This window comes from Nostocoides sp. F2B08 (genome assembly GCF_009184895.1).
Classification (GTDB): domain Bacteria; phylum Actinomycetota; class Actinomycetes; order Actinomycetales; family Dermatophilaceae; genus F2B08.
On the sequence record NZ_WESE01000006.1, the window covers coordinates 74,498 to 87,301 of the forward strand.

General features: G+C 70.4%; 15 protein-coding genes and 2 tRNA genes. 4 read left to right on the forward strand and 13 right to left on the reverse strand.

Annotated features, from left to right (window positions below; genetic code table 11):
- Window positions 1-5: 5 nt before the first annotated feature.
- The 3 genes from GA707_RS14085 to bcp form a co-directional block, all read right to left on the reverse strand.
- A complete protein-coding gene (locus GA707_RS14085; protein ID WP_152179213.1) occupies window positions 6-302 on the reverse strand; it encodes a co-chaperone GroES in 297 nt (98 codons plus the stop codon).
- A gap of 26 nt (window positions 303-328) precedes the next feature.
- Entirely contained in the window at window positions 329-604 is a 276-nt protein-coding gene (locus GA707_RS14090; RefSeq protein ID WP_152179088.1) for a DUF3618 domain-containing protein, read from the reverse strand.
- Window positions 605-736: 132 nt separating this feature from the next.
- Complete coding sequence (gene bcp / locus GA707_RS14095; RefSeq protein WP_152179089.1) at window positions 737-1,222, reverse strand: thioredoxin-dependent thiol peroxidase; 486 nt, start codon at window positions 1,220-1,222, stop codon at window positions 737-739.
- A 110-nt stretch (window positions 1,223-1,332) separates the two neighbouring features.
- Between bcp and GA707_RS14100 the strand changes: the two genes are divergently transcribed.
- From GA707_RS14100 to GA707_RS14115, 4 genes are read left to right on the forward strand one after another with little or no spacing between them, the layout of a single operon-like run.
- Window positions 1,333-2,028 carry an energy-coupling factor ABC transporter permease gene (locus tag GA707_RS14100; protein ID WP_152179090.1) on the forward strand — a complete coding sequence of 232 codons (696 nt, stop codon included), beginning with the start codon at window positions 1,333-1,335 and terminating at the stop codon, window positions 2,026-2,028.
- Complete coding sequence (locus GA707_RS14105; RefSeq protein ID WP_152179091.1) at window positions 2,025-2,369, forward strand: PDGLE domain-containing protein; 345 nt, start codon at window positions 2,025-2,027, stop codon at window positions 2,367-2,369. Before GA707_RS14100 ends, GA707_RS14105 begins: the two co-directional genes overlap by 4 nt.
- A 16-nt stretch (window positions 2,370-2,385) precedes the next feature.
- Window positions 2,386-3,162, forward strand: coding sequence for a cobalt ECF transporter T component CbiQ (gene cbiQ / locus GA707_RS14110; RefSeq protein WP_152179092.1), 777 nt, complete (start codon window positions 2,386-2,388; stop codon window positions 3,160-3,162).
- Window positions 3,159-3,923 carry an energy-coupling factor ABC transporter ATP-binding protein gene (locus GA707_RS14115; RefSeq protein WP_152179093.1) on the forward strand — a complete coding sequence of 255 codons (765 nt, stop codon included), beginning with the start codon at window positions 3,159-3,161 and terminating at the stop codon, window positions 3,921-3,923. The genes cbiQ and GA707_RS14115 overlap by 4 nt, the downstream gene beginning before the upstream one ends.
- A gap of 166 nt (window positions 3,924-4,089) precedes the next feature.
- Here the strand turns inward: GA707_RS14115 and GA707_RS14120 are convergent, their stop codons facing one another.
- From GA707_RS14120 to orn, 10 genes are all read right to left on the reverse strand, one after another.
- A complete protein-coding gene (locus GA707_RS14120; protein ID WP_152179094.1) occupies window positions 4,090-4,695 on the reverse strand; it encodes a DNA-3-methyladenine glycosylase I in 606 nt (201 codons plus the stop codon).
- Between the two features lie 71 nt (window positions 4,696-4,766).
- Complete coding sequence (locus tag GA707_RS21825; RefSeq protein ID WP_152179095.1) at window positions 4,767-7,802, reverse strand: FG-GAP-like repeat-containing protein; 3,036 nt, start codon at window positions 7,800-7,802, stop codon at window positions 4,767-4,769.
- A gap of 152 nt (window positions 7,803-7,954) precedes the next feature.
- Window positions 7,955-8,036, reverse strand: a tRNA-Leu gene (locus tag GA707_RS14130).
- Between the two features lie 11 nt (window positions 8,037-8,047).
- Window positions 8,048-8,707, reverse strand: coding sequence for an RdgB/HAM1 family non-canonical purine NTP pyrophosphatase (gene rdgB / locus GA707_RS14135; RefSeq protein WP_152179096.1), 660 nt, complete (start codon window positions 8,705-8,707; stop codon window positions 8,048-8,050).
- Between the two features lie 10 nt (window positions 8,708-8,717).
- Complete coding sequence (rph, locus tag GA707_RS14140; protein ID WP_152179097.1) at window positions 8,718-9,479, reverse strand: ribonuclease PH; 762 nt, start codon at window positions 9,477-9,479, stop codon at window positions 8,718-8,720.
- Between the two features lie 108 nt (window positions 9,480-9,587).
- Window positions 9,588-10,370 carry an MBL fold metallo-hydrolase gene (locus GA707_RS14145; RefSeq protein ID WP_152179098.1) on the reverse strand — a complete coding sequence of 261 codons (783 nt, stop codon included), beginning with the start codon at window positions 10,368-10,370 and terminating at the stop codon, window positions 9,588-9,590.
- Window positions 10,367-11,191 carry a glutamate racemase gene (gene murI / locus GA707_RS14150; protein WP_152179099.1) on the reverse strand — a complete coding sequence of 275 codons (825 nt, stop codon included), beginning with the start codon at window positions 11,189-11,191 and terminating at the stop codon, window positions 10,367-10,369. Before murI ends, GA707_RS14145 begins: the two co-directional genes overlap by 4 nt.
- 32 nt (window positions 11,192-11,223) lie before the next feature.
- Window positions 11,224-11,871: a copper resistance CopC family protein gene (locus GA707_RS14155; protein ID WP_152179100.1), complete on the reverse strand. Its 648-nt coding sequence runs from the start codon at window positions 11,869-11,871 to the stop codon at window positions 11,224-11,226.
- A gap of 64 nt (window positions 11,872-11,935) precedes the next feature.
- A tRNA-His gene (locus tag GA707_RS14160) sits at window positions 11,936-12,011 on the reverse strand.
- A gap of 86 nt (window positions 12,012-12,097) precedes the next feature.
- On the reverse strand, window positions 12,098-12,769 hold the full coding sequence (orn, locus tag GA707_RS14165) for an oligoribonuclease (protein WP_193315342.1): 672 nt from the start codon (window positions 12,767-12,769) through the stop codon (window positions 12,098-12,100).
- Window positions 12,770-12,804 lie beyond the last annotated feature (35 nt).

Here is a 12,804-nt window from a genome sequence, read left to right on the forward strand (position 1 = left end):
GAGGGCTACAGGTAGAGACCCGTCGGCTCGTCGCTGCGCGGGACCTGCGAGACGGCATGCAGGTCGCGCTCGCGGAGCAGGACGAAGGTGCGCGAGTCCAGCTCGACCTCCGCCCGGTCCTCAGGGTCGTAGAGCACGCGGTCGCCGCGCACGACATGGCGGACGTTCGGGCCGACCGCCACCACCGTGCCCCAGGCGAGCCGGCGGCCCATCGAGGCCGTAGCCGGGATGACGATGCCCGAGCCGGAGCGGCGCTCACCGTCCTCCCCGTCGGTGGTGAGCAGAACCCGATCCCCGAGCATCCGAACCGGGGGAGCAGGCACTGCCGTCACCGGCGGCCCTGCCTCCGGATCCCCCAGGCGATGAGGACGACGGCGGCCAGCGCGAGCGGGCCGACGACCTCCATCCGGACCTCGCCGTACTCGTCCTGGGTGGCGGCGCTGAAGCGCCGGTGCAGAGACTGCTTCTGCCGCTCGATGATGACCTTGGGCTGTCTGCGGTAGTTCAGCTCGGCCAGGGTGTCGGCGAGCCGGGCCCGCCGGGCCGCGATGTCCGCCTCGAGCTGTGCGATGGACGGCTGTGCGGTGGACGTCGGCTCAGTCATGCCTCGGTGCTCCTTCGGTGGTTCGTCGGCCGTGGTTCGTCGGCGCCTCGTGATCGTCTGCTGCGAGCGGTGTCTCCCGACGCGCCCTGTCCCCACCGAACTTAGTGCACGTCGGCCCGGAGGAGGCGCCGATCAACGCTGCGAGGCGGCGTCGAGCCCCAGGTCACGCATGATCTTGGCGACGTGACCGGTGGCCTTGACGTTGTACCAGGCGTGGGTGACGACGCCGTCCTCGTCGAGGACGACGGTGCTGCGGATGACCCCCTCGACGACCTTGCCGTACAGCTTCTTCTCGCCGAAGGCACCCCAGGCGCGCAGCATCTCCTTGTCCGGGTCGGAGAGGAGGGTGATCGACAGGTTCTCCTTCTCCCGGAACCTGGCCAGCTTCTCGGGTGAGTCCGGGGAGACGCCGACCACCGCATACCCCTGTCCGGTCAGTGCCTCCAGATTGTCGCTGAAGTCGCAGGCCTGGGTCGTGCAGCCGGGGGTCATCGCCGCCGGGTAGACGTAGACGATCGCCTTGCGGCCGCGCAGGTCGGCGAGGGAGACCCGCTCGCCGCGGTCGTCGGTGAGGGTGAAGTCGGGCGCCCGGTCTCCGGCGCTCAGGCGGGTCGTCATCTCGCGGTCTCCTGATTCTGTTATCGCAACTCATTTGCAATAAGGTGGTGGCAGTCAGCGTCCACCCTACGACGTGCGCCGCTCGGTGAGCCGCCCGACCAAGGAGAGCCATGCACGTGCCCGACGGGTTCCTCGACGGACCCACCTCCCTCGCCACCGTGGGCGTCGCCACGGTCGCCGTCGCGGCCGCCCTGCGGGGCGCGCGCCGCGAGCTCGACGACCGCACCGCGCCGCTCGCCGGCCTCGTCGCCGTCTTCGTCTTCGCGGCGCAGATGGTCAACTTCCCTGTTGGGGCGGGCACGTCCGGCCACCTCATGGGCGGGGTGCTGGCGGCGGTCCTCGTCGGCCCGTGGACGGCGACCCTCGCCCTGACGGTGGTGCTCGTCGTCCAGGCCCTTGCCTTCGCCGACGGGGGCCTGACGGCGATCGGCACCAACGTCACCCTCATCGCCGTCGTCGCAGTATGGGTGGGCTACGGGGTGTTCCGCCTCGTGCAGGCCGTCCGGCCGCAGTCGCACCGGCTGATCCCGTTCGCGGCAGCGATCGGCGCACTCGTCAGCGTCCCGGCCGCCGCGCTGGTCTTCACCGGCCTGTGGGCCGTCGGCGGCGCGGCGCCGATCGACCTCGGCCTGCTCGCGACGACGATGATCTCCTGGCACTCGCTCATCGGGATCGGTGAGGCCGTCATCACCTTCCTCGCCGTCTCGGCCGTCCTCAGCGCCCGCCCGGACATCGTCCACGCCGCCCGCCATCTCACCTCGCAGCCCGAGCTGCAGGTTCGCACCGCCGCGGAGACCTCCTCATGAGCACCCAGACCGACCAGCGGTCGACCACGCCGGCGCACCGCGTGCGGACCCGCACGCTCGTGGTCGCCGGTCTCCTCGTCAGCCTCGCCCTCGCCGCGGTCGTCTCGCTCTTCGCCTCGGCCTCCCCGGACGGGCTCGAGCACGTCGCCGAGACGCTCGGTTTCGCCGAGACCGCGGCCGACTCCGCGGTCGCGGAGTCGCCGCTCGCCGACTACGGGACCGCCGGTGTGGGCAACGAGTGGCTCTCGACCGCCATCGCCGGTGTGGTCGGACTACTCGTGACCGGGCTGGTGGCCTTCGGGCTGATGCGTTTGCTCGCGCGGCCCTCGGGCCGGGACTGAGCCGGGCGCCCGCGTCGTGGGCGCCGCGCACGGCCATTCGCTGCACTACCACGGGCACTCGGTCCTGCACCGGACCCCCGTGCACGCCAAGATCGTCGGACTGCTGGCGTTCGTCTCGGTCGTCGTGCTCACGCCCGGCGCCTATGTGCTGGCCTTCGCCGCCTACGCGATCATCATCGCGGTCCTCGTCGCGGTGAGCGAGGTGCCCGTGCGCTATGTGCTGCGGCGGCTCTGGCCGGTCGTTCCCTTCGTCGGGGTGGCGCTGCTGCTGCCCGTCGTCGCGACCGGGGAGCGCGTCGACGTGGGGCCGGTGAGCCTGGCCGTCGAGGGCCTGCGCGGCGGGCTGACGCTCCTGCTCAAGGTGCTGCTCGCGGCGACGAGCGCGGTGCTGTTCGCGGCGACGACCGAGCCCCGCGAACTGGTGCGCGGCCTCGACCAGCTGCGCCTGCCCCAGCCGCTGGTCCAGATCCTCGCGTTCATGCTGCGCTACCTCGAGGTCGTCGCCGACGAGGTGCGCCGGATGTCGATCGCGCTGACCTCGCGTGGCTTCCGGGCGCGGTCGCCGCGGCACTGGCCGGTCCTGGCAAGAACGTTGGGGGCGCTCTTCATCCGGTCCTACGAGCGGGGGGAACGCGTCCACCTCGCGATGGTCTCCCGCGGGTACACGGGCCGGATGCCGATGCGGCACACGCCGGCCGCGGTCCGCGACTGGGCCAGGGTCGCGGCCGTGCCGGCCGCCGCCGCGCTCGCGCTGGTCACTGCGGCCCTGCTGCCCGTGGGGCGGCTGCCGTGAGCGTCCCGGTCATCGAGCTCAACGGCGTGGCGTTCGCCTATCCCGACGGGCACCAGGCGCTCTTCGGCGTCGACCTGCACATCCACCCGGGGGAGCGGGTGGCCCTACTCGGTCCGAACGGGGCGGGAAAGACCACGCTCGTCCTGCACCTCAACGGCATCCTCCGGCCCGGCCTCGGGTCGGTCACCGTCTCCGGTCTGCCGGTCACGGACGAGACCGTTGGCGAGGTCCGGCGCCGGGTCGGGATCGTCTTCCAGGATCCCGACGACCAGCTGTTCATGCCGACGGTCCGGGACGACGTCGCGTTCGGGCCGGCCAACCTCGGCCTGACCGGGGCCGAGCTCGATGCGCGGGTCGAGACGGCGCTCACCGTCGTCGGGATGGGCGAGTTCGCCGACCGCCCACCGCACCACCTGTCCTTCGGCCAGCGGCGGAGGGTCGCGATCGCGACGGTGCTCGCCATGGAGCCCGAGATCCTCGTCCTCGACGAGCCCTCGAGCAACCTCGACCCGACGTCGCGGCGCGAGCTCGCCGAGATCCTCGAAGCGCTGCCGGTGACCGTCCTCATGGTGACCCACGACCTGCCCTACGCCGCCCAGCTCTGTGAGCGCTCCGTCGTCCTGCACGACGGGGTCATCGCCGTCGACGGCCCGACCCTCGAGGTGCTCTCGGACGCCGACACGATGGCCCGCCACCGCCTCGAGCTGCCGTTCGGGTTCGACCCGACCACCCTGCCCGCCCGGTCGAAACCGACGCAATAGGAGGGTCGGGCGGGCCGACCGTCGGGCTGGCGCCGCAGTTGTCACCACCAGACGGACTTCTCGGCTCGTGCCGGAGCAACTTCTGCATCCGATGCCCGGATCTGCGCCCACTGCCCGGGTGTGCGGCCGCTGTTCGGATCTCCGGCAGCGGCCGCGGCTCATGCCGTCACCAGATGCCGGAGGTGCCGCGGCGGTGGGAGCCGACGAGGTGGGTGTCGACGATGCCGACCGCCTCCATAAGGGCGAACATCGTCGTCGGCCCGACGAAGCTGAACCCGTGTGCCTTCAGCGTCTTCGACAGGGCCTCGGACTCCGCTGTGCGCGTGGGGATCTCGGACATCGACCGCGGAGCCGGGGTCTCGTCCGGCTGGAAGGACCAGACCAGTCGCGCGAGGTCGCCGTCCGGGTGCTCCCGCAGGGCGAGGGTGGCGCGGGCGTTCCGGATGGTCGCGTCGACCTTGGCGCGGTTGCGGACGATGCCCGCGTCGGCAAGAAGTCGCTGGCGGTCCCGGTCATCGAACGCCGCAACCACCTCGGGGTCGAAGTCGGCGAACGCGGCTCGGAACGCCTCGCGCTTGCGCAGGATCGTCGCCCACGACAGGCCGGACTGGAACGCCTCGAGCGACAGACGCTCGAACAGGCCCTGCTCGTCGCGGACCGGCAGGCCCCACTCGGTATCGTAGTACTCCCGCAGCATCGGGTCGACGCTGGCCCAGGCGGGCCGGAGCAGGCCGTCCTCGCCGCGGACCAGCCCGTCGTTGTTCTCGGTCACACGGGCATTATCGACTCAACGCGAGGTGCATTCACGAGGGAGCCCGGCGACGTCTGGGCCGCACCCACGACTTAAGAGTCGAGTGCAGCACGCACGGCCTCGATGTCACCGTGGAGGAGCTCGGCGGCCTCGGCGGGGATCTTGTTCCCGCTTTGGGCGTCGACGGTGTTGTGCAGGGCACCGAGGATGTTCACGGCTGTCGCTCGGTCGCCGCGGTCGACTGCTGCCATTGCGGCGTCGATCTGTGACAACAGGGCTTTGAGCACGCCTGCGTTGGTGATCACCCCGTCATCGGCGAGTCGCTCCACCGTGGCGCGTAGTGTCTCCGGATCCGACTCGACCGTGAACGACACCGACTCTTCTGCTGAGTTGCCGTGCTCGTCCGTCGCCGTGACCGTCAGCGTGTGCTCCCCGAGGGCAAGGTCGAGAAGATCCATCCGGTCACCGTCGAAGATCTCGCCGTCGAGTCGGATCGTCGTATGGGCCACGCTGCCGCGCGCGTCCGTGACGTCTACGTCGACGTCGATGACGAGGTGTCGCGCGTATGTCGTCGACTCGGGGCTACCGATGCTGATCACGGGCGCGATGTCGTCCACGACATCGAATGTGACCTCACGCTCGGTGACATTGCCTGCGGTGTCCTCCGCGCGCACACGGAGAGTGTGGGTTCCGAGCTCCGCATCCGCCAGCGAGACCTGGTCGCCGTTCTCGACCGGATGTCCGTCGAGTGTGATGTCGGTAGCCCACACACCGGACAGGTCATCCGTGACGTCGACGTCCACGACGAACGTGCCGGTGTACGAGTACCGGTCATCGGCGGTGATGTCCACGACCGGCTCGACGTGGTCCTCCGCCTGCATCGCGGCCGCGTACTGCCCGAGCGTCATGAAGATGGCGTCCTCGGCCTCGGCCATGTGCTCGAGTTCGGTGAGCGTCTGCCGGTAGGTCTCGAAAGCAGCCGGGTCCAAGGCGCCCGTGCTGAAGTCGCCGTCATAGGACGTCAGCTCGAAGAGCACGGTGCAGACGCCGTACCGGTCGAAGTCGTTCGCGCAGCGTTGGGGCAGCGCCGTGGCGGCGTGCTTCTCCCAGTCGCTGTAGTCCTTCCCGTCGCGGGTCGGCGTGCACAGGTTCTCGTCGACGCAGTCGACACCGGAGTGGGCGTCGAGGCCCTGGGTCGAGCCCGCCTGGCAGTTCGTCCATGACGCCGCCCCGTTGCCGCAGGCGATCTGGGACCAGGGGAGGTGCACGAGTCCGGCGTCGTCCACGTACACGAACTCATCGCGATCCGCCGGCTCCGCATACCAGGCCGAGGAGACATATCGGTAGCCCACTGCCTGGATCGCCTCGTTCGCCGCCTCGTCATAGGCATCGGTCGGCGGGATGAAGCCGGTGAGCCCATGACTCGCGCTGTCCATATCGAGGGCGTCGAGCATGGCGTCCTGACCGACTCGCATGAGGTTGACCGACTCAGCGACTGGCATACCGCAGTCGAACTCTGCGGCGGAGGGGCCGTTCGCCTCGAGGTAGGGCTGGTACACGCAGGTGTGGTAGGTCCCGTGGTTGACGAGCTCGAAGTTCGGGTCGTCCAGGACCGTGTCGAGGTACTCAGGGGTGTCGGACGCGGTCAGGCGTGCTGCGTCCCACGGAATGAGGGCCAGTGAGAAGGGCAGTCCCCTGTCCAGCGCCTCGGTCGTCAGAGCGCGGGCGATGCCGGAGCGGTATCCGACCGACATCGCATCGGCACGCATCATCACGACCGCTGTGCGGCCCCAGTTCATCAGGTTTGCCATCTCCACCTCATAGCTCCCGGCGGCAGGGTGGTCGGACCGGTCGTCGCGGGGGTCGCAGGCGTCGCCTCTGCCGTCACCATCGGCATCGCCCTGGGCACCGTCCGCGGTCCAGGGACATATGTCCACCGCGTCAGCGACTCCGTCACCGTCGTCATCGGGGTCGCACGCGTCGCCGAGTCCGTCGCCGTCCGTGTCGATCTGGACCGGATTGGTCTTGTCCAGCATCAGCTCGGCCGGGTTCGGGATCTCGATGCAGTTGTCCAGGCTGTCCGAGATCCCGTCCCCGTCGGTGTCCGGGGCAGTGCCGTGTAGCAGCGTCACGGGATTGGCGATGAAGCCGGAGGAGAACCCGCGGAGGAGATCGAGGTAGCCGTCGCCGTCCCAGTCCGTGGCATCCACCACGTTGTTGACGAGACCCGGAAGTCGAAGGACGGTGCACGACGAGAAGACCGGTGCATGGTCGGTTCCGGTGTTGAGGCACTGGCGAAGAGCGAACTCCCGATCCGGCGAGAACTGACTGCCCGCGATAAGCAGGTCGCGGCGGCCGTCGTCATCGATGTCGACGACCGTCGGCTCGTAGTAGTTCTCGAACGTGAGGCCCGGAGTGGTGGACTTGGAGACGACGGTGACGGGCGACGCGAGCACCGCATTCGTCTCCGACCCGGTGTTCTCGTAGAGCCGCACACCCTTCTCGGCGGCCAGGGCGCCGGTTCCGACGAGCAGGTCCAGGTCGCCGTCCAGGTCGTAGTCGACCAGCTCGGGTGAGACGTAGGCGATGTTGGAAACCGTCGTGGCCCCGACCAGAGCCCCATCCTCGGTGGTCAGGGTCGAGCAGTCAGCAGTGTCGACGGCTCCAATGCCGTCATTGAGGCATACCGCCGTTCCCTTGTGGCCGTGTTGTGTGCCGATGACCAGGTCGAGGTCTCCGTCGCCGTCCCAGTCGCCCACCGAGGGTCGGGCGTAGAGGGTGGACCCGAAGATGTCGGTGACGTCCCCCGAACGAAAGACCGTGGCCGGTTCGGTGAGTGAACCATCCTCCTGCCGCAGGGCCACCGCCATGCCTCCGTACTGAGAAGCGGAGCTGAAACCGACGAGGAGATCGTCGAGGCCGTCGCCGTCCCAGTCCGCAACGGTGGGAGCCGGCGCGTGGTTCGTTCCGAACGCCAGCACGTCGACGGTGGCGTCGTGGCTCCACGGGAAGGGTGCGGCCGCCGCCTGGGGCGTGAGCGCCGGCACCGGCGTCACAAGAGCAGCGGCGGCCATGCCCGCTGAAGCTGTCAAAGCAATGAGCGACTTGCGGACGACTGACCAACTCATGTGGGTGCTCCCAGAGGCTATCGGCGACGACCCACGTCACACTAGCCTCACCTGTCGCATCCTGCACGGCGGACAAGGGAGCCCAGATCTCGATGTTGGTGCAGGTCAGAGCCTAGGTCGGGGCTCAGCCGCCGCTTGCTCCCTCACTCACGTGCGCGAGGCGGGACTTGAACCCGCACACCCGAAGGCACCAGAACCTAAATCTGGCGCGTCTGCCAATTCCGCCACTCGCGCGCGGCCCAACTCTACGTCGTCGGACGCGCGGCGGTGAGCAGCTCCCGGATCGCCGGCCCGAGGGCGCGGAAGGCCCGGCCACGGTGGCTGATCGCGTTCTTCTCGCTGTCCGAGTACTCGGCAAGGTGTCGGCTCGCACCGTCCGGCTGGTCGGCCGGCACGAACACGGGGTCGTAGCCGAACCCGTTGGCGCCCCGGGGCTCTCGCGCCAGCGTGCCGCGCACCTCGCCCATCGCGTATGCGGTGCGCCCGTCGGGCGTCGCCACCACCGCCGCGCACATGAAGGCTGCACCCCGGTGCTCGTCGGGCACGTCGGAGACCTGCTCGAGGAGCAGCTCGAGGTTGGCGCGGTCCTTCTCGACGCGCGGGGCGTCCGGACCGGCGTGGCTCCCGGACCAGCGCGCGGAGAAGACACCGGGTGCGCCTCCGAGGACGTCGACGGAGAGTCCGGAGTCGTCGGCCAGCGCTGGTAGCCCGCTCGCTCGCGCGACGGCGACCGCCTTGAGGGTCGCGTTGCCGACGAAGGTCACCTCGGTCTCTGCGACGTCGGGCAGCCCGTCCACCTCGGCGGCCGAGACGATCTCGAGGTCGAGCTCGTCGACGACGTCGCGCAGGATCTGCCGCAGCTCGTGGACCTTGTGCTCGTTGGTCGTGGCGAGGACGACTCTCATCCGTCGGCCCTCAATCGCGCACGCGCTCGCGGGCCGGCGCCGCCAGCGCCTCCTGCTGCAGCTGCGTCAGCCGGGCACAGCCGCCGGCCGCCAGGTCGAGCAGCGCATCGAGTGCGACCCGGTCGAAGGCCGCGCCCTCGGCGGTGCCCTGCACCTCGACGAAGCGCCCGTCCCCGGTCATCACGACGTTCATATCCGTCTCGGCGGTGCTGTCCTCCGGGTAGTCGAGGTCGAGCACCGGGGCGCCTCCGACGACCCCGACGCTGACCGCCGCGATCGAGCCGGTCAGGGGCTGGGCCCCCGTCGCGATCAGGCCTCGGGACCGGGCGTCGTCGATCGCGTCGGCGAGCGCCACATACGCACCTGTGATCGCGGCGGTGCGAGTCCCGCCGTCGGCCTGGAGGACGTCACAGTCGAGGACGACGGTGTTCTCCCCGAGGGCGCTGGTGTCGATGATCGCGCGCAGGGAGCGGCCGATGAGCCGGGAGATCTCGTGGGTGCGTCCGCCGACCCGACCCCGTCGCGACTCGCGGTCGCTGCGGGTGTTGGTCGAGCGCGGCAGCATCTCGTACTCCGCGGTGACCCAGCCGGTGCCCCGGCCCTTGAGCCAGCGCGGCACGCCCTCGGTGAAGCTCGCGGCGCACAGGACGCGCGTGCGGCCGAACTCGACGAGGACGCTGCCCTCGGCGTGGTCGAGCCAGTTGCGGGTGAACCGGATGTCGCGCAGATCCTGGGGCCCGCGTCCGTCGTGGCGTGGGTCGGTCGAGGGCATGGGTGGAGGTCTCCTGTGCGGTCGGGTTCCGGCGGGTATGCGGTCGCTAGGACTGTAGTACGTCGCACCGACGGTGCGGCCCGGGTCGCCGAGGTGGGGTGGCGCGGCTCAGCCGCCGACGACGTAGCGGTCACCCGGGCGGGCGACCTCGACCTCCGGCCACAGCTCGGCGGCCTCGGCGCGGCAGTCCTCCGGGTCGTTCCACGGCGGGATGTGCGTCAGGACGAGGCGACCGACGCCCCCGGCGTCGAGGGCGGCCTGCGCCGCACGGCGCGCGGTGAGGTGGATGCCCCGCGCCTCGTCGCGGTCCTCGAGGAACGCCGCGTCGGCGAGGACGACATCGGCACCGGCGAGGAGCGGACCGAGGGCGGGGCAGGTGTCGGTGTCCCCCGTGAACGCGATCGTTCCTGCGGGGGACTCGAAGCGATAGCCGTAGGCCTCGATGGGATGAACGACGCGGGCCGGGACGATGCGCAGCGACCCGACCTCGATGACCTGTCCGTCCCGGACCACCCGGGTGTCGAGCTGGGTCGCCATCGCCGGCTCCTCACACCCGTAGTAGGCGAGCTGGAGCCGGCGGGCGAGTCCCTCCGGCGCGTGGACGACCTGAGGCCCGTCCGGAGCGCGACGTGGGTCGTACCGCCGCATGACGTACAGACCGCACAGGTCCATGAAGTGGTCGGCGTGAAGGTGCGTGACGAGGATCGCGTCGAGGTCCGTCGGGGAGGTGTACGACTGCAGCGGTCCGAGCGAGCCGTTGCCCAGGTCGAGCACGACCTTCGTGCTCACGCCGTCGATCCGGGACTCGACGAGATAGCAGGACGCCGGGGAGTGCGGTCCGGGGAACGAGCCCGAGCTGCCGACGACGGTGACGGCGAGGGACGCGGTCATCTGCTCACCTCACCATGTGTCGAGGCGAAGTGCCGGTGACCCGTGACGCTGATCACCTCGGGACCGAGGAAGCGCCGGGCCAGCCGGGTGAACTCGTCCGGGTCGCCGGTCGTCGTGAAGTGGTGCTCCGGCACCGCCGTGTCCGCCCGGAGCAGGTCGTGGTCGGCGAGCACCCGGTAGACGTCCTTCGCGGTCTCCTCCGACGAGGACACGAGCGTGACGTCCTCGCCCATGACATAGGAGATGACGCCCGTCAGCAGCGGGTAGTGGGTGCAGCCGAGGACGACCGTGTCGACATCGGCCCGACGTAAAGGATTGAGGTAGCTGTGCGCGACCTCCAGCAGCTCGGGGCCACCGGTGATGCCCGCCTCGACGAACTCGACGAAGCGCGGGCACGGTCGGCTCCGCACGCTCAGGTGCGGCGCCGCCGCGAAGGCGTCGAGGTAGGCGCCGGACTGGTGCGTCCCCTGCGTCGAGATGACCCCGACCCGGCCGTTGCGGGTGGCCGCGGCCGCGCGCCGCACGGCCGGGCGGATGACCTCCACGACCGGCACGTCGTAGCGCTCGCGGGCGTCGTGCAGGACGGCTGCGCTGGCGGTGTTGCAGGCGATGACGAGGAGCTTGACCCCGTGGTCGACGAGTCGGTCCAGGCACTGCAGCGCATACTCGCGCGTCTGCGCGATCGGCCGTGGGCCGTAGGGTGCCCGCTCGGTGTCGCCGAGATAGGCCACGGACTCGTGCGGCAGCTGGTCGAGGACCGCGCGGGCGACGGTGAGGCCGCCGAAGCCGGAGTCGAAGATCCCGATGGGGTCGCTGCGCACGACGACAGGCTAGTGGCCGGAGCCGGGTGGGCTCAGTGCTCGGGGTGGCGCCGGTTGCGGGCGGCCCACGCGACGCCGCCTCCGACCGCGACGAGCCCGGCAAGTCCGCCGGCGACGAGCCAGGCGCCCGACCCGCCGTCCTCGCCGTCGGTCCCGGTCGCCGATGCGACGGCTTCGTCGTTGCTCACCGGCGTCGCGGACTCGGGGGTCTCTGGAACCGCGGGGGAGGTCTCGCTCGTGGCCTCGCTCGGTGTCGGCGCGGCCGCCGGCGCCTCCGCCTCGACGTCGGTGAGCGTGAAGGTCACACTGCCCGAGACGGGGTGGCCGTCTCGAGAGACCACGCGGTAGGTCACGGTGTGGGGACCAGACCCGCTGGGCGCGATCGGCTGCGTGACGACCGCTCCGGACACGTCCGGCTCACCCGCGGCGACGTCACCGTCGGGCCCCTCGGCGACGATCTGGACGAAGTCGGGATTGATGTCCTCGTTGAAGGTCAAAGACACCTCGTCCGTGGTTGGCAGGCTCGCGCCACTCGTCGGGTTCGACGAGAGGAGCTGAGCGTGAGCGAGCACTGCTGGTGCGACGAGCCCCGCGATGAGGAGCAGCGCGACGACGATCGTGCCGACGGTCCGCAGCCGTGATGCGCGCAGGTGCGAGGGGCGCGGTGGTGACGACCGCATACCTCACTCCTCGTGGTTCGAACCGCTGTGGTGCGATGAGCCGCCGGCTGACCGGCGTCGTGACTGGGGTGAGTGACGGGACTTGAACCCGCGGCCCTCTGGACCACAACCAGATGCTCTACCTGCTGAGCTACACCCACCATGGCTCCCACCGGGGCGTCTGACGTCCCGGCGAAGTGGAGCGGCGCCTATCGTACCCGTTCGGCGTCCGTGCTCCGAACCGGCCTCAGGGGGACCCGGGGGAGCCCTCCTGGGGTGTCAGCGCGTGACGGGAGGCGATCGTCCGCAGCGTCGCGGAGTCCAGGCCGGGCCGGGCCTGGAAGACGGCCTCGCGGTAGTACCGCAGCTCGGCGATCGACTCGCGGATGTCGGCGAGGGCCCGGTGGCCGCCGTTCTTGGCCGGGGCCGCGAAGTAGGCGCGGGGGAACCACCGGCGCGCCAGCTCCTTGATCGAGGAGACATCGATGACGCGATAGTGCAGGTGCGCCTCGAGCGCCGGCATGTCGCGGGCCAGGAACCCCCGGTCGGTCCCCACCGTGTTGCCGCCGAGCGGCGCCTTGCGGGGTTCCGGGACCCACTCGCGGACGTAGTCGAGCACGGCCGACTCGGCCTGCTCGAGGGAGACGCCCTCGGCCAGCTCGTCGATCAGACCCGACGTCGTGTGCATCTGGCGGACGAAGTCGTCCATCTGGGTCAGCGCCTCGTCCGGCGGGCGGATCACGAGGTCGACCCCGTCGCCGAGCTGGTTGAGCTCGAAGTCGGTGACGAGAGCCGCCACCTCCACCAGCGCGTCCCGCTCGAGGTCCAGTCCGGTCATCTCGCAGTCCACCCAGACGATCCGGTCGGTCAGCGAACGCGCAGAGCCCTCGGTCGTCGGGGTGGCGGTGGTGTCCGTCATGGCTGCCATGCTAGGTGGGCCGAATCACCCCTTCG